The 22,074-nt window shown below is 65.9% G+C and carries 19 protein-coding genes and 1 tRNA gene; 10 read left to right on the top strand and 10 right to left on the bottom strand.

The window, feature by feature from the left end; all coding sequences use genetic code 11:
• Positions 1-3: 3 nt before the first annotated feature.
• Positions 4-993, bottom strand: coding sequence for an ABC transporter substrate-binding protein (locus tag ACFQ24_RS00540; protein ID WP_380908302.1), 990 nt, complete (start codon positions 991-993; stop codon positions 4-6).
• On the bottom strand, positions 983-1,126 hold the full coding sequence (locus ACFQ24_RS00545; RefSeq protein WP_380908304.1) for a hypothetical protein: 144 nt from the start codon (positions 1,124-1,126) through the stop codon (positions 983-985). Before ACFQ24_RS00545 ends, ACFQ24_RS00540 begins: the two co-directional genes overlap by 11 nt.
• Before the next feature lie 103 nt (positions 1,127-1,229).
• Here ACFQ24_RS00545 and ACFQ24_RS00550 point away from each other — a divergent pair, with 103 nt between their 5' ends.
• The gene (locus ACFQ24_RS00550) at positions 1,230-2,582 is read left to right on the top strand and encodes an FAD/NAD(P)-binding protein (protein ID WP_380908306.1); all 1,353 of its coding nucleotides are present in this window, start codon (positions 1,230-1,232) and stop codon (positions 2,580-2,582) included.
• A 111-nt stretch (positions 2,583-2,693) separates the two neighbouring features.
• Entirely contained in the window at positions 2,694-4,031 is a 1,338-nt protein-coding gene (locus ACFQ24_RS00555; protein ID WP_380908307.1) for an LLM class flavin-dependent oxidoreductase, read from the top strand.
• A 68-nt stretch (positions 4,032-4,099) separates the two neighbouring features.
• Here ACFQ24_RS00555 and ACFQ24_RS00560 read toward each other — a convergent pair whose 3' ends face one another.
• Both ACFQ24_RS00560 and ACFQ24_RS00565 read right to left on the bottom strand, forming a co-directional pair.
• Positions 4,100-4,414 carry a hypothetical protein gene (locus tag ACFQ24_RS00560; RefSeq protein ID WP_380908309.1) on the bottom strand — a complete coding sequence of 105 codons (315 nt, stop codon included), beginning with the start codon at positions 4,412-4,414 and terminating at the stop codon, positions 4,100-4,102.
• Between the two features lie 74 nt (positions 4,415-4,488).
• Complete coding sequence (locus ACFQ24_RS00565) at positions 4,489-5,028, bottom strand: MarR family winged helix-turn-helix transcriptional regulator (protein ID WP_380908567.1); 540 nt, start codon at positions 5,026-5,028, stop codon at positions 4,489-4,491.
• A gap of 125 nt (positions 5,029-5,153) precedes the next feature.
• Here ACFQ24_RS00565 and ACFQ24_RS00570 point away from each other — a divergent pair.
• A tRNA-Gln gene (locus ACFQ24_RS00570) sits at positions 5,154-5,228 on the top strand.
• Between the two features lie 45 nt (positions 5,229-5,273).
• On the opposite strand, the gene ACFQ24_RS00575 is transcribed toward ACFQ24_RS00570, so the two are convergent.
• Positions 5,274-6,032: an enoyl-CoA hydratase-related protein gene (locus ACFQ24_RS00575; protein ID WP_380908311.1), complete on the bottom strand. Its 759-nt coding sequence runs from the start codon at positions 6,030-6,032 to the stop codon at positions 5,274-5,276.
• A 100-nt stretch (positions 6,033-6,132) separates the two neighbouring features.
• On the opposite strand from ACFQ24_RS00575, the gene ACFQ24_RS00580 reads away from it, so the two are divergent.
• The 4 genes from ACFQ24_RS00580 to ACFQ24_RS00595 are packed head-to-tail and all read left to right on the top strand — an operon-like array spanning position 6,133 to position 11,085.
• Entirely contained in the window at positions 6,133-7,122 is a 990-nt protein-coding gene (locus tag ACFQ24_RS00580; protein ID WP_380908313.1) for a bile acid:sodium symporter family protein, read from the top strand.
• A gap of 59 nt (positions 7,123-7,181) precedes the next feature.
• Entirely contained in the window at positions 7,182-8,792 is a 1,611-nt protein-coding gene (locus ACFQ24_RS00585; RefSeq protein ID WP_380908315.1) for a phytoene desaturase family protein, read from the top strand.
• Between the two features lie 41 nt (positions 8,793-8,833).
• Positions 8,834-9,829, top strand: a complete 996-nt coding sequence (locus ACFQ24_RS00590) for an aspartate carbamoyltransferase catalytic subunit (RefSeq protein WP_380908317.1) — start codon at positions 8,834-8,836, stop codon at positions 9,827-9,829.
• A 32-nt stretch (positions 9,830-9,861) separates the two neighbouring features.
• The gene (locus tag ACFQ24_RS00595) at positions 9,862-11,085 is read left to right on the top strand and encodes a dihydroorotase (protein WP_380908569.1); all 1,224 of its coding nucleotides are present in this window, start codon (positions 9,862-9,864) and stop codon (positions 11,083-11,085) included.
• A 47-nt stretch (positions 11,086-11,132) separates the two neighbouring features.
• Here ACFQ24_RS00595 and ACFQ24_RS00600 read toward each other — a convergent pair whose 3' ends face one another.
• The gene (locus ACFQ24_RS00600) at positions 11,133-12,356 is read right to left on the bottom strand and encodes a polyhydroxyalkanoate depolymerase (protein ID WP_380908319.1); all 1,224 of its coding nucleotides are present in this window, start codon (positions 12,354-12,356) and stop codon (positions 11,133-11,135) included.
• A gap of 127 nt (positions 12,357-12,483) precedes the next feature.
• Here ACFQ24_RS00600 and ACFQ24_RS00605 point away from each other — a divergent pair, with 127 nt between their 5' ends.
• Together ACFQ24_RS00605 and ACFQ24_RS00610 are read left to right on the top strand one after the other, a co-directional pair.
• On the top strand, positions 12,484-13,140 hold the full coding sequence (locus ACFQ24_RS00605) for a glutathione S-transferase (RefSeq protein ID WP_380908321.1): 657 nt from the start codon (positions 12,484-12,486) through the stop codon (positions 13,138-13,140).
• Positions 13,141-13,183: 43 nt separating this feature from the next.
• Positions 13,184-14,848, top strand: coding sequence for a M28 family metallopeptidase (locus ACFQ24_RS00610; protein ID WP_380908323.1), 1,665 nt, complete (start codon positions 13,184-13,186; stop codon positions 14,846-14,848).
• Positions 14,849-14,855: 7 nt separating this feature from the next.
• Here the strand turns inward: ACFQ24_RS00610 and ACFQ24_RS00615 are convergent, their stop codons facing one another.
• The 3 genes from ACFQ24_RS00615 to acnA all read right to left on the bottom strand — a co-directional run bounded on the left by ACFQ24_RS00615 (position 14,856) and on the right by acnA (position 19,795).
• Positions 14,856-16,208 carry a glycoside hydrolase family 27 protein gene (locus ACFQ24_RS00615; protein WP_380908325.1) on the bottom strand — a complete coding sequence of 451 codons (1,353 nt, stop codon included), beginning with the start codon at positions 16,206-16,208 and terminating at the stop codon, positions 14,856-14,858.
• A gap of 38 nt (positions 16,209-16,246) precedes the next feature.
• Positions 16,247-16,954, bottom strand: coding sequence for a glutamine amidotransferase (locus tag ACFQ24_RS00620; protein ID WP_380908327.1), 708 nt, complete (start codon positions 16,952-16,954; stop codon positions 16,247-16,249).
• Between the two features lie 171 nt (positions 16,955-17,125).
• The gene (gene acnA, locus ACFQ24_RS00625; protein WP_380908329.1) at positions 17,126-19,795 is read right to left on the bottom strand and encodes an aconitate hydratase AcnA; all 2,670 of its coding nucleotides are present in this window, start codon (positions 19,793-19,795) and stop codon (positions 17,126-17,128) included.
• A 268-nt stretch (positions 19,796-20,063) separates the two neighbouring features.
• Here acnA and ACFQ24_RS00630 point away from each other — a divergent pair, with 268 nt between their 5' ends.
• The gene (locus tag ACFQ24_RS00630; RefSeq protein WP_380908331.1) at positions 20,064-20,303 is read left to right on the top strand and encodes a hypothetical protein; all 240 of its coding nucleotides are present in this window, start codon (positions 20,064-20,066) and stop codon (positions 20,301-20,303) included.
• Here ACFQ24_RS00630 and ACFQ24_RS00635 read toward each other — a convergent pair whose 3' ends face one another.
• Complete coding sequence (locus tag ACFQ24_RS00635) at positions 20,304-22,058, bottom strand: DUF885 domain-containing protein (RefSeq protein WP_380908333.1); 1,755 nt, start codon at positions 22,056-22,058, stop codon at positions 20,304-20,306. It lies immediately after the preceding gene.
• Positions 22,059-22,074 lie beyond the last annotated feature (16 nt).

Genomic DNA, 22,074 nt, shown 5'->3' on the forward strand with positions numbered 1-22,074 from the left:
TGGTCAGCCTCTTTTCGGGATGGCGGAATTGAAGCGATCGTCCCACAGCGGAAGGATATCGACCTGCTTGGGTAGCAGCTTCTGCGCGTAGAAAAGGTCGGCGACCTTCTGCTGCGACGCGATGGCTTCGGGCGTCACCGGGCGCAGTTCGTAGGTGGCGCTCTTGCGCTTGAACTGGTCCTGCACATAGGCGAGCGGCACCCCGATATCCTGAGACACGACGCGGGCCCATTCGTCCTGATGCGCGGCGGCCCAGTCGTAGGCTTGTCGAATGAGGCCCAGATATTCGGCGATGACCTTCGCCTTCTCCGGGTCGGCCAGGGCATCGACATGCGCCGCGACGAGATAATTGCCCGACAGGATGCCATAGGCGGTGCGCAGGATGCGCGCGCCTTCGGTCGCGATCGCGCGCTGGATGGGGAAGCCGTAGATCGCCCAGGCATCGAGCGCGCCCTGCGAAAAGGCCGCTGCCCCGTCGCTGACGCCCATCGCCACCGGCTTGATGTCGTCCCAGCTGAGGCCAACCTCCTCCAGCATCCGGATGAGGAAATATTGCGATGTGGTGGCGCGAACGTAGCCGACGCGCTTGCCCTTAAGGTCCGCGATGCTCTTCGCGGTCGATCCCTTCGGCACCAGTACGACCTGATTGTTGACGTCGCCATGCGCGACCGCGATCTGGCGGAAGCTCTGAATGGTCGAAGCGGCGGCGAAAATGGGCGGGATTTCGCTCATGCCGCCATAATCGAGCGAGCCGCCGTTCAACGCCTCGACCACAAGATGGCCCGACTGGAACTCGCTGTAGGCGATGTCGAAGCCTTCGGGCTTGATTCCGGCGGACTTGAACAGCAGCCGCGAATCGCCGTCGCCCTTGCCCGTGATCGACACGCGCAGAGTGGGCTTGGCGCTTTTGGTCGAGCCGCAGGCCGCGAGCAGCAGGCAGGAGGCTGCGCTGCCACCCAGCAGCAACCGGCGGGAAAAGCCTTCAGCCGCCACGCGCGCCTTCCCGGGTCGCCAGCGGCTCGGCCGCGCGCTCGAACAGGATGACGTTGGGATCGCGCAGGATTTCCCGCGCCGCGGTGTCTCTGAAACGCTGCCACCGGATCAGCAGGGATCGCAGATGTGCCATAGATATTTGTCTCCGAATCTCTGTAGACAGCTATTTATCTATGAGATGAGTAGAGATATGTCCCACAAGCGATGCTGCCGGACCCATTAGAAATGCTTGATCGATGCTGAGCGCCGGCCATGTCGCCATCGTGGGCGGTGGCTTCAGTGGCACGCTGCTGGCCATCAACCTGCTGCGGCACGGCGACGCGCGCGTGACCCTGATCGAGCGGAGGGGCGACCGGCTGGGCTGCGGCCTGGCCTTTGGCGCGGCGCATGGGGACCACATTCTGAACGTCCGCGCTGCCAATATGAGCGCCCTCCCCGACCAGCCCGACCATTTTGCGCAGTGGCTGAAAGCGCGCGAGGCTGGACAACAGGCCAGCTTCGCGACGCGCCAGACCTACGGGCACTATCTGCGCGACCTGCTCAACGACGCGTTGGGGGATGCGGGCGACCGGCTGCGGCTGGTGGAGGATGAGGCGATCGACATTGTTCTTTCCGATTTTGGTGCCAGCATCCGCTTTCGTTCCGGCGCGCGCGTGGACGCGGACATTGCGGTCATCGCGCCCGGCAACCTGCCGCCGCACGACCTGCCCGCCTTCGCCGGCCTGTCGCATCCCGCCTATGTCGATGATCCCTGGACGACCGGTCTGGGCGAAGGATTGGATCCCAGGGACGAAGTGCTGCTGCTCGGCAGCGGCCTTACGGCGGTAGACTGCGCGCTGAGCCTCGCGTCGGCAGGCTTCGCGGGACGCATCGTCGCGGTCTCGCGTCGCGGATTGATGCCCCATGCCCACGCATCGGTGAAGACGGCGAAGCCTCTTCCTGAACGGCCGACCGGATCGGCGTCCGCGCTGCTGCGGCAGGTGCGGACACAGGCGGAAGCGGTCGGCTGGTACGCGGCGATTGATGCGTTGCGACCCTTCACGCAGGATATCTGGCGCGCGGCGGATGCGGGCGACCGGACACGCTTTCTACGTCATCTGCGCCCCTATTGGGACGTGCATCGCCATCGCATCGCGCCGGCAGTGGCCGAGCGGCTGGCCGCGATGCGGGCCGAAGGGAAGATGGAGATAAAAGCGGCGAAAGTCGTGGAGGCGGAGCCGGAAGGTGACCAAATCGCTGTCGCCCTTCGATCGCGCGGCAGGGATATGGTCGCGTGGCGGCGCTTCGCCCGCGTGGTCAACTGTACCGGTCCGCTCGGCGACCTGCGCCGGGTGCGCGACCCGTTGCTGCGCACGCTGTTCGACAAGGGCGCGATCTGGCCCGATCCGCTGGCAATCGGCATCGATGTCGATCGCCAGTGTCGCGCCATCGCTGCATCCGGTGACGCGCAAGACCGCCTGCGCGTCGTCGGTCCAATGACGCGTGGTGCCCATTGGGAGATCGTCGCGGTTCCCGACATCAAGCGGCAGGTGTGGACGCTCGCCCGCGAGATAAGCCACGCCCATTGGGTGGAGGCGGCGGGGCTTTGAAACCCGTCACCTATTTGCCCAAGTCATAACCGATCCACGACTTCGCGTTGGTTGCGCCGACGCCTCTGCTCCTATGCTGGCGTCAAATCCCGCATCCGAAAGGTAAGGCGCATGGCAAAATCCCCCCACATCAAACTTGGCTTCATTCTGCACGGCGTCGGCCGGACCTGGAACGACTGGCGACATCCCGACCGGGACGTCAATGCCAGCACCAGCCTGTCCCACTATCAGCAGCAGGCGGCGACCGCCGAGCGGGGCAAGTTCGACTTCCTGTTCGTAGCGGACAGCCTGTCCATCACGGAAAAGTCGAGCCCGCACTATCTCAACCGGTTCGAGCCGATCACCATCCTGTCCGCGCTGGCCGCGACGACATCGCGCATCGGCCTGGTCGGTACGCTGACCGTCAGCTATTCCGAACCCTTCAACGTCGCGCGTCAGTTCGCCTCCCTCGACCATTTGAGCGGCGGGCGCGCGGGATGGAACGTGGTCACGTCCTGGCTGGGCGACACGGCAGCCAATTTCAGCAAGACCGAGCATCCCGCCCATGCCACCCGCTACAAGATCGCCGCAGAATATCTGGACGTGGTGAAGGGGCTTTGGGACAGCTGGGAGGATGGCGCACATGTCGCCGACAAGGAAAGCGGCCAGTTCGTCGATCCCGATCGCCTGCACCGCCTGGACCATCAGGGCGAATTTTTCCAGGTGCGCGGCCCGCTCAACATCAAGCGGACGCCGCAGGGCCAGCCGGTGATCTTCCAGGCCGGCGCATCGGAGGACGGGCGCAGCTTCGCGGCGCGCCATGCCGAGGTGATCTTCACCCACGCGCCGACCAAGGAAGAGGGGCAGTCCTATGTCGCGGACGTGAAGGCGCGGGCCAGAGGCTTCGGCCGCGATCCCGACCAGCTGTTCGTCCTCCCCGGCATCGCGCCGATCGTGGGGGACAGCGACGAGGACGCCGAGGCGCGTTATCGGGAACTCGCAGCGCTGGAATCCATCGATACGGGCCTGGGGTTCCTATCCCGCACCTTCAACGACCATGATTTCCGGCAATATGATCTCGACTCGCCCTTCCCGGATGTCGCGCATATCGGACTCGACAGCCAGCAGAGCGGCACGCTGCGCATCCTGGCGGAGGTGCGGGCGGAAAATCTGACGCTGCGGCAGGTGGCGGAGCGGCTGGCGACGCCGCGCGGCGCGTTCGTAGGATCGCCGGAAACGGTCGCGGACCAGTTGCAGCAATGGTTCGAAGAAGGCGCGGCGGATGGATTCGTGATCTTCGAACCGTTGCCGGGACAGCTCGAGCTGTTCGTCGAAAAGGTGGTGCCCATCCTGCAGGCGCGCGGACTGTTCCGCGCGGAGTATGAAGGAACGACCTTCCGCGCGCATCTGGGCCTGTCCGAGCCGGAAAATCGCCATGCGGCAGCCAGACGGGCGCAGAGCGCGGCCTGAGGCCGAGACGGCTGCCCTCAAGCCGGCGATCCGGGCGCGGACATTCATCCGCGCCCGGACGAAGGCGATCAGTCCTTCTTGATATCGTTGCCCGCGCGTTCCAGCGCGCCGCCGACGTCGCGCTTCGCCTCGCCCGCTTCCCGCTGGGCGTCGGCCGCCGCATTGTCGGTCGCCGCGCCAACCCTGTCCGCGCCATTGTCGATCGCATTGCCGGCCCGGTCGAGGCCGTTGTCGATCTTCTCGCCGGCCGTGTCGACCGCATTGCTGACGTCATTGCCGATGGCCGATCCGGCATTTTCCAGATTGTCCTGGGCCTTTTCCGAGCAGGCCGACAAGCCGGCGACGGCCAGAACGGCGACGCCGGTGATCAGGGTTTTGCGCATATATGTCTCCTCTTACCCCATAGATGATGGAGCGGGTTAAGCGCCGGAACAGGAATAAAGTTGCGTTAAGGCAACTATCGACCGCGCAGGCCAAAGACCATGGACCGGTCGGCTTCGGGGATGAGCCCTTCCAGAACGCGCCAGAATCCGGTCACGGACCCCTGCCCCGCAAGCGCATAAGCCGCCGCCATCTTTTCCCTCAGCGCGCGGAAGAGTTCCGCCTCCAGTGCCTGGCCTGCGGGGCTCAATCGCAGCAGCTTCTGCCGGCGGTCGCTCGTGCCGGGGCGGGTTTCGATATAGCCGCGCTCGATGAGGTCGTTCAGTACCCGGCCGAGCGATTGCTTCGTGATGGCGAGCAGGCGCAGCAGATCCTTGACCGTCAGGTCCGGCTGGCGCGAAATGAAGTAGAGCGCGCGATGATGAGCACGGCCGAGCCCCTCCGCCGCGAGCCCCTCGTCGATCGAGCGGGTGAGCGCGGAATAGCCGAAATAGAGCATCTCGATGCCCCGGCGTATCTCGTCTTCACGCAGGAACAGCGGGGATGCTGAAGAAATCTGGGCCGGGGAAAACTGGGCCGGGGAACTCTGGGTCGTGGGCGGGGGCGAAGCGGGCATGACGATGGCGATCCAACGGGAAAGGGCAGCTGTCATATTGGCCGCATCAAACTAGCATGACTAGGCTTTCCTTTCCGCAGCGACGCGTTATATGGCGGTCCGCACCGGCGACACGCCGGTCCTGCTGGGGCGTAGCCAAGCGGTAAGGCAGCGGTTTTTGGTACCGCCATGCGGAGGTTCGAATCCTCCCGCCCCAGCCAGATGTTCTCCTCCGCCGTCAAACCTCGTGGTCGGGCCGCGTAGCGCTAGCCCCTCCTGAATTGCGGTGGACGCTTTTCGAGGAAGGCAGCGAAGGCTTCCTGCGCTTCGGCAGAACCAAGCGCCGCGCGGAACAGCACGGCTTCTTCCTCCATCCGCGCGGCGAGCGCGCTGCGGTCCCCCCGCATCAGCCGGCGCGTGTCGGCCAGGGCGCGGGGCGGCTTGACGACCAGAGCGGCAGCCTTGACGCGGGCGTGATCCAGCAGGTCCGACTTGGGGACGATAGCGGTAACGAGGCCCGCGCGGTCGGCGGCTTCGGCATCCAGCGGCTCCCCGAGCAGCAGCATCGCGGCCGCCTTGGCATGGCCCAGCAGGGCCGGCGCGAGCAGGCTCGACGCGGCTTCCGGCACCAGCCCCAGGTTGACGAATGGCATGACGAACCGGGCGTCGGGCGCGGCATAGACAAGGTCGCAATGCAGCAGCATCGTCGTGCCGACGCCGACCGCCAGCCCCTGAACCGCAGCGACGAGCGGCTTGTAGAAGGCGGCGATCGCCTGAATGAAGGCGAAGGCGGCAGCCCCGCCTTCCGGGCCGGCCATGAAATCGCCCAGGTCATTGCCGGCGCAGAAGGCATCGCCGCGCCCCGCGATCAGCACCGCCGCCACGTCCGGCCGTTCGGCCGCCTCCGTCAGGGCGGCGGTCATGGCGCGGTACATCGCGCCGGTGAGCGCGTTCTTCTTGTCGGGGCGATCGATGTGGATTTCGATCACGCCATCCTGATCGACGATGACGATGGCTTCGGTCATGACGCATCCTCTGCTTGTCTCTGTTCAAGGGGAATTTGTTGGCGCAGCCGGGGCGCGGCGTCTATCCCCCCTCCATCCCCTTTCCACCTGCGATCCTGTAATGAACCGCCTCCGCCAAGCGCTCGACCCTTTCCTGCTGTTGCTGATCGCGACCGTCGCCCTAGCGTCCGTGCTGCCGGCGCGGGGCCAAGGCGCGCGCATTGCCGATGGGCTGGCGGACGCGGGCATCGTGCTGCTTTTTTTCCTGCACGGCGCCAAATTGTCGCGCGGAGCGATCTGGGGCGGGGCGAAGGCGTGGAAACTGCATCTGGCGACTCTGGGCACGACCTTCGTCGCTTTTCCATTGATGGGACTGATCATCGGGCGAGTCGGACTGGTGCCGGCAGATATGCGGGCTGGCCTGCTGTTCCTGACGCTGCTGCCTTCGACCGTGCAATCCTCCATCGCCTTTACCGCCATCGCGCGGGGCAATGTGGCCGCGGCGGTGGTGAGCGCCTCCTTTTCCAACCTGCTGGGCATCGTGGTGACGCCGCTGCTGGTGGCGTTGCTGATGCAGCGGAGCGGGACCGGCGGGCTCATATCGCTTTCGTCCGTGGAGGGAATCCTGTCGCAGCTCCTGCTGCCCTTCGTCGTCGGGCATCTATTGCGTCCATGGATTGGCGGCTTTGTGGATCGGCACAAGGCGATGCTGGGCCGGGTCGATCGCGGGTCGATCCTGCTGGTCGTCTATGCGGCCTTTTCGGCGGCAGTGGTGGAAGGATTGTGGAGCAAGGTGTCGGCGGAGGAACTGACCGTGCTGGCGGCGATCTGCGTCGCGCTACTGATCGCAATCCTGCTGTTCACCTATGCGGTCGGGCGGATGTTGGGGCTGAGCCGCGAGGATGCGATCGTGCTGCAATTCTGCGGGTCGAAGAAGAGCCTGGCTTCGGGCGTGCCGATCGCGGGCGTGCTGTTCCCGGCGAGCGCGGCGGGTCCGATCCTGCTGCCGGTGATGCTGTTTCACCAGATCCAGTTGATGGCCTGCGCCTGGCTGGCGCGGCGATATGGGAGCCAAGCGGACGGGAAAAGAGACAGCGAAGTGGACAGCTGATTCGCAATATGCACGATAGCTGTTTTACGTAGGTAAAATAGCGGGGCTGGAGGGCGGTTATGGGAAAATCCAGGAGCGCGGTCATCATAGGCGCGGGCCATAACGGGCTGGTCTGCGCCTTCTACCTTGCGCGGGCCGGCTATCGCGTGCGCCTGCTGGAGCGGCGGGCGGTAGTGGGCGGCGCGGCGGTGACGGAGGAATTTCATCCCGGCTTCCGCAATTCGACCGCCAGCTACACCGTCAGCCTGCTTCACCCCAAGATCATCGGCGACATGACGCTCGCAGACCATGGCTATCGCGTGATCGAGCGGCCGATCAGCAATTTCCTGCCCCAGCCGGACGGCGGCTATCTGAAGCTGGGCGGCGGTTTGGCGCGGACGCAGGCCGAGTTCGCGCGGTTCAGTGCGAAGGATGCCGCCGCCCTGCCCGCATATCTTGATGCGCTGGAAGTGGCGGCGGATCTGCTGCGCGACCTGGTGCTCGCCTGCCCGCCCAATGTCGGCGACGGCATGGACATGATCGTCGCCGCGCTGAAGCAGGGGCGGCGGGTAGCGCGGTTGTCGCTGGAACAGCAACGCGACCTGCTGGACCTGTTCACCAAGTCGGCGCGGGACGTGCTCGACAGCTGGTTCGAGAGCGAGGCGGTGAAGGCGGCGTTCGGATTCGACGCGGTGGTCGGCAATTATGCCAGCCCGGATACGCCCGGCAGCGCCTATGTCCTGTTGCACCATGTGTTCGGCGAGGTGAACGGGAAGAAGGGCGCGTGGGGCCATGTGGTCGGCGGCATGGGCGCGATCACGCAGGCGATGGCGCGGGTGGTGCAGGCCATGGGCGTGGAGATCAGCCTGGAATCGCCCGTCGCCCGCGTGCTGGTGAACGGTGGCCGGGCGGTCGGCGTGACGCTGGAGAGCGGGGAGGAGATCCTGGCGGACGTGGTGGCTGCGAATGTCGGGCCGAAGCTGCTGTACCAGCGGATGATGGACACGACCGACCTGCCCGCCGATTTCGTGAAGCGGATCGGGGCGTTCAAGACGGGGTCGGGCACGTTCCGGATGAATGTGGCGCTATCCGCCCTGCCCGACTTCTCCTGCCTGCCCGGAACGGGCGAGCATCACCAGTCTGGCATCATCATCGCGCCGACGCTGGACTATATGGACCGGGCCTTTATCGACGCGAAGCGCGACGGATGGTCGAGGGAGCCTATCGTCGAGATGCTGATCCCCTCCACGGTGGACGACAGCCTGGCGCCGGAGGGTGCCCATGTCGCCAGCCTCTTCTGCCAGCAATTCGCACCGACCCTGCCGGACGGGCGGAGCTGGGACGAGGAGCGAGAGGCGGCGGCGGACAGGATCATCGCGACCGTCGATGCTTATGCGCCGGGGTTCGCCGACAGTGTGATCGCGCGGCAGATCCATTCGCCACTGGACCTGAAGCGCAAGTTCGGGCTGGTCGGCGGCGACATCATGCACGGCCACCTGTCGCTGGACCAGATGTGGGCGGCGCGGCCGGTGCTGGGCCACGGTGCCTATCGCGGGCCGGTGAAGGGGCTTTATATGTGCGGCGCGGGCGCGCATCCGGGCGGCGGCGTGACCGGCGCTCCGGGGCATAATGCCGCGCGGGCGATATTGAAGGATGGCAGTCTGACGGGATGGTTGAGGGGGCGGGCCTAGCGCCTTGCCCTGCCCCGCGACCTGTCCTAAAGCACCGGCTCATGCCCGACATCTTCATTCCCGACGCCGCCCCTGACCTTAGCGGGCGGGCGTTGTTTCCGCACAGGCATCTGCTGTCGATCGCGGACCTCAAGCCCTGGGAAATACGCTTCCTGCTGGACGAAGCCGAACAATGGGCGCAGGCGAACCAGGGCCGGGCGCGCAAGCATGACGATCGCCTTGCCGGAATGACGCAGATCAACGCCTTTTTCGAGAACAGCACGCGGACTTTGCTGTCGTTCGAGATTGCGGGCAAGCGGCTGGGCGCGGACGTGGTCAACATGGCGGCGGCGACATCCAGCGTGAAGAAGGGCGAGACGCTGATTGATACGGCGATGACATTGAATGCCATGGCCGCCGACGTCATCGTGATCCGGCATGCCAGTTCGGGCGCGGTGGCGCTGATCGCGGACAAGGTGGACTGCCCGGTGCTGAATGCGGGCGACGGATGGCACCAGCACCCGACGCAGGCGCTGCTCGACGCGCTGACCATCCGCCGGCGCAAGGGGAGCTTCGAGGGGCTGGTGGTCGCGATTTGCGGCGATGTGCTGCACAGCCGGGTCGCGCGGTCCAACATGCTGTGCCTTGCAGCGCTTGGGGCGCAGGTGCGCGCGGTGGCGCCGCCCACGCTGCTCCCGCCGGAGGTGGAGATGCTGGGCGCGACGCCCTACACCCGCATGGACGAGGGGCTGGACGGCGCGGACGTGGTGATGATGCTGCGGCTCCAGAACGAGCGGATGGACGGCGCCTTCATCCCGTCGGCGCGGGAATATCATGCGCTGTACGGCCTGACGCCGGAACGGCTGGGACAAGCCAAGCCCGACGCGCTGGTGATGCATCCGGGGCCGATGAACCGGGGCGTGGAGATCAGCAGTTCGGTGGCGGACCATCCGGAGCGGTCGGCCATTACCGAGCAGGTGGCGATGGGCGTGGCGGTGCGCATGGCGTGCCTGGACGTGCTGACGCGCGGCGCGCGCGGCGTGGAGGGATGGTCTTGAGCGTCCCGACCGAGAAGGAACAAGGGATGGGCGTGAGCCGTATCGCGATCGTCAACGGCCTGCTGGCCGATCCGGCGGGCGATGCGCCTGCCCCTGGCGTGGTGCTGATCGAGGGCGACCGGATCGTCGCGGCGGGCACGGTGGATGTGCCGTCCGACGCGGAGCGGATCGATGCGCAGGGGCTGGTGGTCGCGCCGGGCCTGGTCGATCTGGGCGTGTTCGCGACGGACAAGCCGGCCTTTCATTTTGGCGGGATCACGCGCGCGGCATTGATGCCCGACCAGAGCGCGCCGCTGGACGAGGTGGGCCTCATCCGGCAGGCGACGCGGGCGGGCAAGCCCGATTTCTGGGTGCATCCGATCGCGGCGGCGACGCGGGGGCTGGCTGGCCATGAGATGGCCGAGATCGGCCTGATGCAGGCGGCGGGCGCGAAGGCGGTGGGCACCGGGCGGCAGTGGATCGCGGATTCGGGCGTGATGCTGCGCATCCTGTCCTATTCCAGCGGGCTGGGCTTGACGGTGATCGCCCATGCGGAGGATGGCGGGCTGACGGCCAAGGCGGTCGCGACCAGCGGCGAGACGGCGACGCGCCTTGGCCTGCCCCACGCGCCGGCCTGCGCCGAGGCGATGGCGATCGCGCGCGACCTGATGCTGGTGCGGCAGACCGGCGCGACCATCCATTTCCGGCTGGTGACGACAAGGGCCGGCTTCGACCTGATCCGTGCCGCCAAGGCGGAAGGATTGCGGGTGACGTGCGGGATCAGCCCCGCCTACCTGTTCCTGAACGACCAGGCGGTGACGGATTTCCGGACCTTCACGCGCCTGTCCCCGCCCTTGCGCAGCGAGGAGGACCGGCAGGCGAGCCTGGCCGCAGTGGCGGACGGGACAGTCGATGTCATCACATCCAGCCATGACCCGCGCGGGCCGGAGGACAAGCGCCTGCCCTTCGCCGACGCAGCGCCGGGCATGGCGGGGGCGGAGACGCTGCTGGCGCTGTCGCTCAATCTGGTGCGGGACGGGCTGGTGTCGATGGGGCGACTGATGGCGCTGCTGTCGGCCAATCCGGCGCGGATATTGGGGGTGAATGCGGGCAGCTTGACGAGCGATGCTGCCGCGGACCTGATCTTTGTCGATGCCGATGTGCCGTGGATCGTGGATTCCGGCAGGATGGCGGCGGCCGCGGGCAACACGCCGTTCGACCGGCTGCCGGTGCAGGGCCGGGTACGGCGGATCATGAAGGGCGGGCAGTTCCTCTGACGCGTCCTCTTCCGCACCGGGAGGAGTCCCGCCCGGACGCGGGGGGGTCAGTTCATGGCGAGGATCATGTTCCGCACCTGCGGATAGATCTGCTTTTCCCATTTGCTGCCGGAGAAGACGCCGTAATGGCCGACGCCCAGTTGCAGATGGTGCCGCTTGAGATGCGGGCGCAGGCCCGAGCAGAGCGCATGGGCGGCGGAGGTCTGGCCCACGGCGCAGATGTCGTCGCGCTCGCCTTCCACGGTGAGCAGCGCGGTGCGGTGGATCGCGCCGGGATCGACCCTGCGGCCGCGCACCGTCAGTTCGCCCTTGGCCAGCAGCGTCCGCTGGAACACCATGTCGACGGTTTCGAGGTAGAATTCCTTCGTCAGATCAAGGACCGCGAAATATTCGCCGTAGAAATTCTTGATCTTGTCGGCTTCGGCGGTCCGGCCGTCGGCCAGCAGCTGGTAGAGTTCGCGGTGCTGGGCGCTGTGCCGGTCCATGTTCATCGACATGAAGGCGGAGAGTTGCAGGAAACCCGGATAGACTTCGCGGCCGCGCCCGGCGAAGCGGAACGGCACGACCGAAATCAGATTCTCTTCGAACCACTCGATCGATTTTTCATTAGCCAGATCGTTGACGGCGGTGGGCGCTGCATTGGGATCGATCGGCCCGCCCATCAGCGTCATCGAGCGGGGCGTCGCTTCGTCCTTGTCCTCCGACATCAGGGCGACCGCGGCGAGCGCGGGGACGCAGGGCTGGCACACGGACACCAGGTGGGAGCCCGGCCCCAGGTCGCGCAGGAAGGTCATGACATAATCGACATATTCGTCGAAGCCGAACCGTCCCGCCTCCAGCGGGACGTCACGCGCATTCTTCCAGTCGGTGATGTACACATCATGATCGCGCAGCAATGTTGCGACCGTGCTGCGCAGCAAGGTTGCGAAATGGCCGGACATGGGCGCGACGACCAGCACCTTGGGCTGCGCCGCCTCGACATCGTCCTTCGCGAAATGGAGAAGGTTGCCGAACGGCATGTCGAGCACGACCTCTTCCCGCACGGCCACCTGCGCGTTGCCGCTCTGCACCATGTCGATGGCGTAGCCGGGACGCGTATGCGTCAGCTTCGCGCCCTGGAACACGTCCATCAGCGCAAACATGCGGCGCGGCATCGCCCAATCGGCCATCGGACCCATGCGATCGCGCAGGCCCAGCGCCCATTCCGCGCCCAGGCGCGCCGGGGCCAGCATGTCGTTAAACGCCTGATAGCCGCTGTAGAGCATCCGCATCGTCGCAAAATTGCCTTATATTGAACCCATGAATCGAATCGATCTTCGACCAAAACGCTATACAGGCATTTTGTGTTGCACTGCATCATCATAAATGTGAGTTAATCGGATCAGCGGGAGGACGGCCATGGCTATCGCGGAACTCACCCTGTCGAGTAAAAATTATTCGTCCTGGTCCTTGCGGGGATGGCTGCTTTGCCGGCTCGCCGGATTGGACGTGCGCGAGAAGATGGTCGCACTCGACAATCCGGATAACCGGGCGGAATTGCTGCTTCTGTCCCCGTCCGTCCTGGTGCCGCGACTGACGCATGAGGGCGCGAGCGTGTGGGACACGCTGGCGATCGCCGAATATCTGCACGAGCTTTACCCCGATGCCGGCATGTACCCGGCGGACCGGATCGGCCGCGCCCATTGCCGGTCGGTGTCGGGCGAAATCCATTCCGGCTTCACCAACCTGCGATCCGCCCTGCCGATGAACCTGAAGGTGCGCCATGCGCGCTTCCCGATCTTTTCAGGGGCGAAACCCGACATCGAGCGGGTCGAGACCATTTGGGAAGAATGTCTGGAACGCTATGGCGGCCCCTGGCTGTTCGGGGACAGGCCCACGGTTGCCGACGCGATGTTCGCGCCGGTGGCGCAGCGTTTCCTGACCTATGCCGTGCCGCTGTCGCAGCGGGCAGCGCAATATTGCCAGACGATCAACGCCTGGCCGCTGATGCGCGAGTGGATCGAGGCCGCGCGCGCCGAGCCGGACGAACTGATCGAGCTGGAGACGGAGTTCTAAAGCCCCCTTCCCCCCTTAGACTACGGGGCGTAAGGGCTGGGGCATGACGATACGCACGCTTGGCCTGATCGCCGCCCTGACCGCCGCCCTGCCCTTCCATTCGGCTGTCCACGCCCAGACCATCGAGCCGCAGCGGCTGGAACGATCGGTCCGTACGCTCGCATCCGACCTGTTCGAGGGCCGTGCGCCCGGCACGGTGGGCGAGGAGCGCACGATCGGCTACCTCGTCGCGCGGTTCGAGGCGCTGGGGCTGGAGCCGGGCGGGCCGGACGGCCAATGGGTGCAGACCGTGCCGCTGCTCCACACGAAGCTGGGGGCGGCGCAAGGGCTGGGCGTGGCGCAGGGCGGGTCCGCGACCCCTTGGACCTTCGGCAAGCAGGTCTATCTTTCGACGCTTCAGCCCAAGGACAGCGTCGCGGTCGACAAGGCGCCGCTGGTGTTCGTGGGCCATGGCGTGTCCGCGCCGGAACGCGGCTGGGACGATTTCAAGGGCGTGGACCTGAAGGGTAAGGTCGCCGTCTTCCTGATCAACGACCCGGATTTCGAGGCAGCCAAGGGCGAGGACGCCGCCGGCAAGTTCGGCGGGCGCACCATGACCTATTATGGGCGTTGGACATACAAGTTCGAGGAAGCGGCCCGGCGGGGCGCTGTCGGCGCGCTGATCGTGCATGACACGCCCGGCGCGGGCTATGGCTGGAATGTCGTGGTCAGCCCCGGCGGCGAGAATTACGACCTGGTGCGCGCGGCGGACAAGATCACCAGCCTTCAGGTGCAGGGCTGGATCGAGGGTGCGGCAGCCGATGCGCTGTTTTCCGGCGCGGGGCTGAACCTGACGGCCTTGCGGAAGCAGGCGCGGTCGAAGTCTTTCCGGCCGTTGGAATTGAAGGGGGCGACCTTCTCCGCCGCTTTCCCGGTAGCGCAGGAAGTGGTGAAGAGCGCCAATGTCCTGGCCCGCATTCCGGGCGCCAAGCGGCCGGACGAGACGGTGATGTATGGCGCGCACTGGGATGCCTATGGCAAGGGTGCGCCGGACGCCAAGGGACGCGTGTATCGCGCGGGCGCGAATGACGATGCGCTGGGCATCGCATCCCTGTTCGAGATCGCGCGCGCCTTCAAGGCCGGCCCTGCCCCCGACCGGTCGATCCTGTTCGCCGCCTGGACGGCGGAGGAGCGCGGACTGCTGGGGTCGGAACATTATGCGGCAAACCCGGTCTGGCCGCTCGACAAGACAGTCGCCAACCTGACGATCGACATCCTCCAGACCGCAGGCAAGGCGAAGGACGTCATCCTGGTCGGCAAGGGGCAGGACACGCTGGAGGACGATCTGGCCCGCTTCGCCGCGCAGCAGGGCCGGGTCGTGACGCAGGAAAGCCTGCCGGAACGCGGCCTTTTCTATCGCGCCGACCATTTTTCGATGGCGAAGCGCGGCGTGCCGGTCCTTCTACTGATGGGAATCGCTGGCGCGTCCGACCTGGTCGAAGGCGGCAGGACGGCGGGACAGGCCTGGGTCGATGTCTATACCGGCCAATGCTATCATCAGGCCTGTGACGCGGTGGACGAGACGTGGAAGCTCGACGGCGCGGCGCAGGATGTCGGGCTGATGCTGGACATCGGGCGCGATCTGGCGGGATCGACGCGCTGGCCCCAGTGGAAAGCCGGGTCGGAGTTCAAGGCGATTCGCGACCAGAGCGCGGTCGCGCGGCAGTAAAGGGCGCTCAGCTCAGGCGATACAGCGCGCTGCCGTGCGGCGGCAGGGTGACAGCGACACGCCCGGTCTGGCGGCCGAGCGGCCTGCCAGCCCACAGGTCGCGGACGGACACCGGCCCGGCAATGCCAAGATCGCGCAGGGACAGGCCGACCTCGCGCGGCTTGTCGCCGGTGTTGAACAAGGCGAGATAATGATCGGCGCTGTCCTCCGGCCGAGCCGACCAGATGCGCATGAAATCCTCGACGAAATGGGGGCGATTGTCCCGGCTCGCCTGATTGACGGCGAGAACCTCCTTGTTGGTGAGCAAGGCCAGCGTCGCGGCGTCGAGATGGCGCAGGTCGCCCCCCATGATGAGCGGCGAGCGGGCGATGGCCCAGAGCGTCATCAGCGTCCGCTGCTCGTCCGGGGTGAAGCGCGTGTCGCGTTCGCCCAGCGCGAGGCGGCCGAGCGGCAGCATGTCGGCATCGGGCCAGCTGCCGGGGCCGCGATAGGGCGTCCAGTTTTCAAGGCGCGTGAATTGCGCCTCCAGCATCGGCCATTCGTCCCAGAAATCATCTGAAATGCGCCACATCTGCGCGAAGCGACGGACATGGTCGCCGCGGATGACGGGCGTTTCTCCCGGCGACAGGCTGAGGATGATCGGGCGGCCCGTCGCCTGAATCGCCTTGTGCGCAGCCTCGATCTCCGGCGCGTGGGCGTCATAGGGGCGGCTCATATCGTCCATCTTCACGAAATCGACGCCCCAGTCGGCATAGAGGCGGAAGATGCTGTCATAATAGGCCTGACCGCCGGGATGGCGCATGTCGACACCATACATGTCCGGGTTCCAGGAACAGATGCTCTTCCTGTCGGCGATGTCGGCGGCGCGGTAGCGGGTGCCGAGGATGGGCAGGTTGCGCTCCACGGCGGCGCGGGGGACGCCGCGCATCACATGGATGCCGAATTTGAGGCCGAGATCGTGGACCGCCTTCGCCAGCGGGGCGAAGCCCTTGCCCCCGGCGCTGGAGGGGAAGCGGTTGGGAGCGGGGATCATCCGGCCGTACGCGTCCATGGCCGGCTTTGGCGCCGCATTATAGGTGTAGCTGGACGCCTCCGGCTCATACCATTGGATGTCGACGGTGAAGACGTCGTAACCGAACGGCAGCAGCTTGTCCGACATAATGGTAGCGATGTCGCGCGCCTGGGCTTCGGTGATGGTGGTGGCGAAGCTGTTCCAGCTGTTCCAGCCCATCGGCGGACGCGGCGCGAGCATGGCGCGCTTCGCCCCTGCCTGACCATGTGCAGTGGACGCAGCCGCCGCTGCCGTCAGTCCCGCCACGCCGCCGGCGATGAGATCGCGGCGGCTCGCTTTCCAGTTCATCCTCATTTGTCAGACTAGAAAGCAACTCGGGGTCGAGATCAAGCCTTTGTTTCGATGCCGGCCAGCCATTGCGCAATCATCGCCCTGCCCGCAGCGACCGCGGAAGGGCCGTGGCGGTCATGATCCTGCCGCAGCGCGTGGACGCACTGGCGGGCGGTGTCCAGGTCCGCCCAGAAATGCGTCAGCCAATCCTCGAAGCGCGGATCCTCCCCCATTTCCGCATGGAATTGGAGGGCGAGCAGGTTGGCGCCGCGCCGGAACGCCTGATGCGGATAATGATCGGTGGACGCGAGCAGTTCGACATCGGCGGGCAAGTCGAACGTGTCGCTATGCCAGTGGAGGACTGGCACCCCATCGATATGGCGCAGCGGCGAGCCGCGCCCGGCGGCATTGAGGCTGACGGGCGCGAAACCCAGTTCCATATGGCCGCCGGGATAGACGGACGCGCCCAGCGCCGCGGCGATCATCTGGCTGCCCAGGCACACGCCGAGAGTCGGCCGGTCGGCGGCAAGGCGCGCGGCGAGCTTTTCGATCTGGGTCGGGATCCAGGGGTGGATGTCCGTTTCGTAAACACCCATCGGCCCGCCCATCATGATGAGCAGGTCGGGATGACACAGATCGACGCCTGGGAAGTCGGGACTGGCGACGTCGATCCGGTCTATCCGGTAGCCGGCTGCTTCGATCGGCTGGAGATAGCCCGCAGCGCCTTCCCGCGGAACGTGACGGACGATAAGAGCGGTTTTCATTTCCGTATCTTGGTAGCGCGAGAGGCACGCGGTACAAGGCGAGCCTTTCTTGACTGTCTTCAACGGCGGCTATCGCGGGCTTGATGCGCAGCGCAACCGCCCCATGCTCAAAGGAAAAGGGCTCCTCCCATTGGGGAGAAGCCCTTTCCACTTACGCCTTTACCTGTTGGATCAGGCCGCGAGCTTGCGCAGCACGTACTGGAGGATGCCGCCGTTCAGGAAATAATCCAGTTCGTTGACGGTATCGATGCGGCAGAGCGCCGTGAAGCTGAAGGTCGAGCCGTCGGCGCGGGTCACGTTGACGGTCACGTCCTGGCGGGGCTTCAGGTCAGCCACGCCCTCGATGGTGAAGCTGTCGTCGCCCTTGAGGCCCAGCGTCTCGCGGGTTTCGCCATTCTTGAACTGGAGCGGGAGGACGCCCATGCCGACGAGGTTCGAGCGGTGGATGCGCTCGAAGCTTTCGACGATGACGGCGCGGACGCCGAGCAGGTTGGTGCCCTTCGCCGCCCAGTCGCGCGAGGAGCCGGTGCCATATTCCTTGCCGCCGATGACGACGAGCGGCGTGCCGTCCGCCTTGTGCGCCATCGCCGCGTCGTAGATCGGCATGATTTCGCCCTTGTAGAGCGTCAGGCCGCCTTCGACGCCGTCGAGCATCTGGTTCTTGATGCGGATGTTGGCGAAGGTGCCGCGCATCATGACTTCATGATGGCCGCGGCGCGCGCCGTAGCTGTTGAAGTCGGCCTTGCTGACCTGATGCTCCTGCAGCCACTTGCCCGCCGGGCTGTCCGCCTTGATCGAGCCGGCCGGCGAGATGTGGTCGGTGGTGATCGAATCGCCGAAGATGGCGAGCGGCTTGGCGTCCACGATGTCGGTGACGGGCGCCGGGGTCATGCTCAGCCCCTCGAAATAGGGCGGGTTGGCGACGTAGGTCGAACCGGCGCGCCAGGTGTAGGTGTCCGAACCGGTCACCTCGATCGCCTGCCAGTGGGCGTCGCCCTTGTAGACATTGGCGTAGCGCGCCTGGAACATGCCGCGATCCATGCAGCCCGCCATGGTGGTCGCGACTTCGTCATTGGTCGGCCAGATGTCGCGGAGATAGACGGCTTCGCCGTCCTTGCTGGTGCCGATAGGGGTGGTGATGAAATCCTCGATCACCGTGCCCTTGAGCGCATAGGCGACGACCAGCGGCGGCGAGGCGAGGAAATTGGCGCGCACGTCAGGCGACACGCGGCCTTCGAAGTTGCGGTTGCCCGAGATCACGGCGGCGGCGACGAGGCCATTGTCGTTGATTGCCTTGCTGATCGGTTCAGCGAGCGGGCCGGAGTTGCCGATGCAGGTGGTGCAGCCATAACCGACGAGGTTGAAGCCGATGGCGTCGAGATGGCTCTGGAGCCCCGCCTTTTCCAGATAGTCGGTGACGACCTGACTGCCCGGCGCGAGGCTGGTCTTGACCCAGGGCTTGGGCTTGAGGCCCAGCTCGTTCGCCTTCTTGGCGACGAGGCCGGCGGCGACGAGGACGCCGGGGTTCGACGTGTTGGTGCAGCTGGTGATCGCGGCGATGGTGACGTCGCCGTCGCCGATGTCGAAATCCTTGCCTTCGACCGGGACGCGCTGCTGCGCCTTCTTATAGGTCTTTTCCATGTCGGCGTTGAACACGTCATCGACTTCCGGGAGCGCGACGCGATCCTGCGGGCGCTTGGGGCCGGCGAGGCTGGGGACGACGGTTGCGAGGTCGAGTTCGAGCGTGTCGGTGAAGACGGGTTCGACCGCCGGGTCGATCCAGAAGCCCTGCTCCTTCGCATAGGCCTCGACCAGCGCGATATTCTCCTCGGTGCGGCCGGTGAGGCGCATATAGTCGAGCGTCTTGTCGTCGATGCCGAAGAAGCCGCAGGTCGCGCCATATTCGGGCGCCATGTTGGCGAGGGTGGCGCGATCGGCCAGCGACAGGCTGGCGAGGCCGGGGCCGAAATATTCGACGAAACGGCCCACAACGCCGCGAGCGCGCAGCATCTGGGTGCAGGTGAGGACGAGGTCGGTCGCGGTCACGCCTTCCTTGAGTTCACCAGTGAAGCGGAAGCCGACGACTTCGGGGATGAGCATGGAGACGGGCTGGCCGAGCATGGCCGCTTCCGCCTCGATCCCGCCGACGCCCCAGCCAAGGACGCCCAGGCCGTTGATCATCGTGGTGTGGCTGTCGGTGCCGACGCAGGTGTCGGGATAGGCGACCAGCGCACCGCTGGCGTCTCCGCTCGACCAGACGGCCTGCGCGATATTTTCGAGGTTCACCTGATGGCAGATGCCGGTGCCGGGGGGCACGGCGTAGAAATTGGCGAGGCTCTTGCTGCCCCATTTCAGGAAGTCGTAGCGCTCCATGTTGCGCTGATATTCGATCTCCACATTCTGCTCGAACGCCTTGGGCGTGCCGAATTCATCGACCATGACCGAGTGGTCGATGACGAGGTGGACGGGAACCTGCGGGTTGATCTTGCCGGCGTCGGCGCCCAGCGCGTTCATCGCGTCGCGCATGGCGGCAAGGTCGACGACGCAGGGAACGCCGGTAAAGTCCTGCAGCAGCACGCGCGCGGGGCGATACTGGATTTCACGCTCGGACTTGCCCCGGTCGTTCGCCCAATCGACGATCGCCTGGATGTCGTCGGTGGTGACGGTGACGCCATCCTCGAACCGGAGCAGGTTTTCGAGCAGCACCTTCATCGAGAAAGGCAGGCGGGATACGTCGCCCAGCTTGGCGGCTGCCTTGTTCAGCGAATAATAGGCGATGTCCTTGCCGCCGACGTTCAGCGTGTCGCGCGTGCCCAGAGTGTCCTGTCCGATGGCGGTCATAAGATGTGCGTCTCCTCGCATGGCCCGGCCAGCGGATGACGCGATTCCACCAGAAGCTCGCCGGTTGAGGCAAGGTGGCGGGCAAAGCGCCCCAACCGCTGGTCGAAGCAGGTATGTCCCGATGCTGCGGTGCCATACAGATTGAGAGGGCCAAGTCAAATGGACAAAAGGGCCTGTTTCCGCCGCCGTGAGGGATTTCCGCCCGGTAGCGCTACCAAGACGGAAACATTTTCGTGTCGGGACGTTTGGCGCATGTAACGAGGGGGACATGCCCATGACGCTGACCATATCGGCTTCTTCGGCGGAGGCGTACGCGCCGATGCTGTCCTACCGGCCCGGCCGGGCCATCCCCTGCCCCACCTGCGGCGAGCGACAATGGCTGGTGGGGCGCATCATGGCGGAATGCGCCTGCTGCGAAACCGCGCTGCCGATCGACCTGGGTTATCGGGGATGGAGCGTGACCGGCCCCACGCGGGCCCAGTTGCGGGATCGCTTGCCGATCGCCTGATTACCGCGCCCGCTCCGCCACGATCCAGCCGTCGATCTGGCTTTCCAGCACCGTCAGCGGAACTGCACCCTGCGCCAGCACGGCGTCGTGGAAACGGCGCAGGTCGAATTTTGGCCCCAATGCGGCTTCGGCCTTTGTCCGCAGCTCGCGAATCTTGATCTCTCCCAGCTTGTAGCCGAGCGCCTGGCCCGGCCAGCTGATGTAGCGGTTTACCTCCGCATCGATGTTCGCGTCCGACAGGGCGCTCTTCTCCCGCATGACGGCGACGGCCCTCGCCTTGTCCCAGCCCTTCGCGTGAATGCCGGTGTCGACCACCAGGCGGCAGGCGCGCCACATCTCGTAGGACAGGCGACCCATCATCTTTTCGGGCGTGTCATAGAGGCCCATCTCCTCGCCCAGATATTCGGTGTAGAGCGCCCAGCCTTCGACATAGGCGGTGAAGCCGGCAAGATATTTGCGGAAGGGCGGCAGGGGCAGTTCCTGCTGGAGCGCGATCTGGTTGTGGTGGCCCGGCACGGCCTCGTGCGCGGTGAGCGCGGGCAGTTCCCAGAAGGGCCGCTGGTCGAGTTTCGACGTGTTGACGAAATAGGTGCCGGATATGCCGCGTTCGGGCGCACCGGGCATATAATAGGCGGTGGTCGTCCCTTCCGCTTCCGCCGCCGGAATGGCTTTCAGCCCATAGGGCAGGCGCGGAAGCGTGCCAAAATAGCGGGGCAGCAGGCCATCGATCGACTTGGCCTGCCGCGCTGCGACGCGCAGCAGTTCCTCCGGCGTTTTGGCATAGAAGGACGGATCGGTGCGCAGATGCTGGATGTAGGCGGCACGGCTGGGATAGCCGGCTTTCGCCGCGATCTCGTCCATGCGCTTGGCGATGCGGGCGACTTCATCGAGACCGATCTGGTGGATCTGGTCCGGCGTCAGGTCCGTGGTGGTGTGCGCCTTCACCCGCGCCGCATACCAGGCCGCGCCGCCGGGCAGAGCGGAGGCGCTGTCACTCTTGCGGCAATGGGGCAGATAGTCGGTGACGAAAAGGTCGTGCCACTTGCGATATTCGGGCGTCAGGACGTCGCGGATCAGCGTGACGGCGCGCGCCTGCATCGCGAACCAGTCGGCGTCGCTGATGTCGCGAGGCCTGGCGCGCTTGAAGGGGTCGTAGAAGCGCGTGTCCTCCGGCTTGCCATCGACGATGCCGCTGATCGTCGATGCATAGTTTTTCAGCACGGAGCAGGGCTGGACATAGCCGCCGTCGATCGCCTGCCGCGTGATGGCGAGCGCGTCGCCGTTCATCTTGGGATAAAGGGCGAGGCGCTTCAAATAGCTGTCATAATCGGCGCGATTGTAGAAGGGCAGCCCGTCCGCCATGCCGGAAAAGCCCTGATGCCAGCCATAATAGGTGGTGAAGAGCATGAGCCGCTCGGCCTGGTGCCGGTCGCCGTCGATATCCTCGCGCAGCATCCAGAGCAGCACGTCGCGGTTCACACGGTCGGCAGGCGTGAGGCCATCGGTCGCGACCGCCTCCAGCCGGGCGGCGAAACCCTGCTCCGCCTTGATCTGCGCGTCGCGGGCGGCAAGCGACATGTCGCCGATGCGATCGTCATAGGTGCGCACCCCCCTGGCCGTGGCCTCGACGGGATGGGTGGAGAGATACCAGGCCCAATGGTCGTCGATGATTTTAGCGAGGTCGCCCTGCGGGCTTTGGGCCTGCGCCAGTGCGGGGATGGCGACGGCGACGAGGAGAGACAGAATCTTACGCATGGACGCAATGGTTCGC

The organism is Sphingobium olei (genome assembly GCF_042678845.1).
GTDB classification, from domain to species: domain Bacteria; phylum Pseudomonadota; class Alphaproteobacteria; order Sphingomonadales; family Sphingomonadaceae; genus Sphingobium; species Sphingobium olei.

Bases quoted from the DNA above. Each gene is read 5' to 3' on its own strand.
- ACFQ24_RS00545 (WP_380908304.1), bottom strand. From the start codon at position 1,126: ATGGCACATCTGCGATCCCTGCTGATCCGGTGGCAGCGTTTCAGAGAC.
- ACFQ24_RS00550 (WP_380908306.1), top strand. From the start codon at position 1,230: ATGCTGAGCGCCGGCCATGTCGCCATCGTGGGCGGTGGCTTCAGTGGC.
- ACFQ24_RS00555 (WP_380908307.1), top strand. From the start codon at position 2,694: ATGGCAAAATCCCCCCACATCAAACTTGGCTTCATTCTGCACGGCGTC.
- ACFQ24_RS00560 (WP_380908309.1), bottom strand. From the start codon at position 4,414: ATGCGCAAAACCCTGATCACCGGCGTCGCCGTTCTGGCCGTCGCCGGC.
- ACFQ24_RS00565 (WP_380908567.1), bottom strand. From the start codon at position 5,028: ATGCCCGCTTCGCCCCCGCCCACGACCCAGAGTTCCCCGGCCCAGTTT.
- ACFQ24_RS00575 (WP_380908311.1), bottom strand. From the start codon at position 6,032: ATGACCGAAGCCATCGTCATCGTCGATCAGGATGGCGTGATCGAAATC.
- ACFQ24_RS00580 (WP_380908313.1), top strand. From the start codon at position 6,133: ATGAACCGCCTCCGCCAAGCGCTCGACCCTTTCCTGCTGTTGCTGATC.
- ACFQ24_RS00585 (WP_380908315.1), top strand. From the start codon at position 7,182: ATGGGAAAATCCAGGAGCGCGGTCATCATAGGCGCGGGCCATAACGGG.
- ACFQ24_RS00590 (WP_380908317.1), top strand. From the start codon at position 8,834: ATGCCCGACATCTTCATTCCCGACGCCGCCCCTGACCTTAGCGGGCGG.
- ACFQ24_RS00600 (WP_380908319.1), bottom strand. From the start codon at position 12,356: ATGCGGATGCTCTACAGCGGCTATCAGGCGTTTAACGACATGCTGGCC.
- ACFQ24_RS00605 (WP_380908321.1), top strand. From the start codon at position 12,484: ATGGCTATCGCGGAACTCACCCTGTCGAGTAAAAATTATTCGTCCTGG.
- ACFQ24_RS00610 (WP_380908323.1), top strand. From the start codon at position 13,184: ATGACGATACGCACGCTTGGCCTGATCGCCGCCCTGACCGCCGCCCTG.
- ACFQ24_RS00615 (WP_380908325.1), bottom strand. From the start codon at position 16,208: ATGAACTGGAAAGCGAGCCGCCGCGATCTCATCGCCGGCGGCGTGGCG.
- ACFQ24_RS00620 (WP_380908327.1), bottom strand. From the start codon at position 16,954: ATGAAAACCGCTCTTATCGTCCGTCACGTTCCGCGGGAAGGCGCTGCG.
- acnA (WP_380908329.1), bottom strand. From the start codon at position 19,795: ATGACCGCCATCGGACAGGACACTCTGGGCACGCGCGACACGCTGAAC.
- ACFQ24_RS00630 (WP_380908331.1), top strand. From the start codon at position 20,064: ATGCCCATGACGCTGACCATATCGGCTTCTTCGGCGGAGGCGTACGCG.
- ACFQ24_RS00635 (WP_380908333.1), bottom strand. From the start codon at position 22,058: ATGCGTAAGATTCTGTCTCTCCTCGTCGCCGTCGCCATCCCCGCACTG.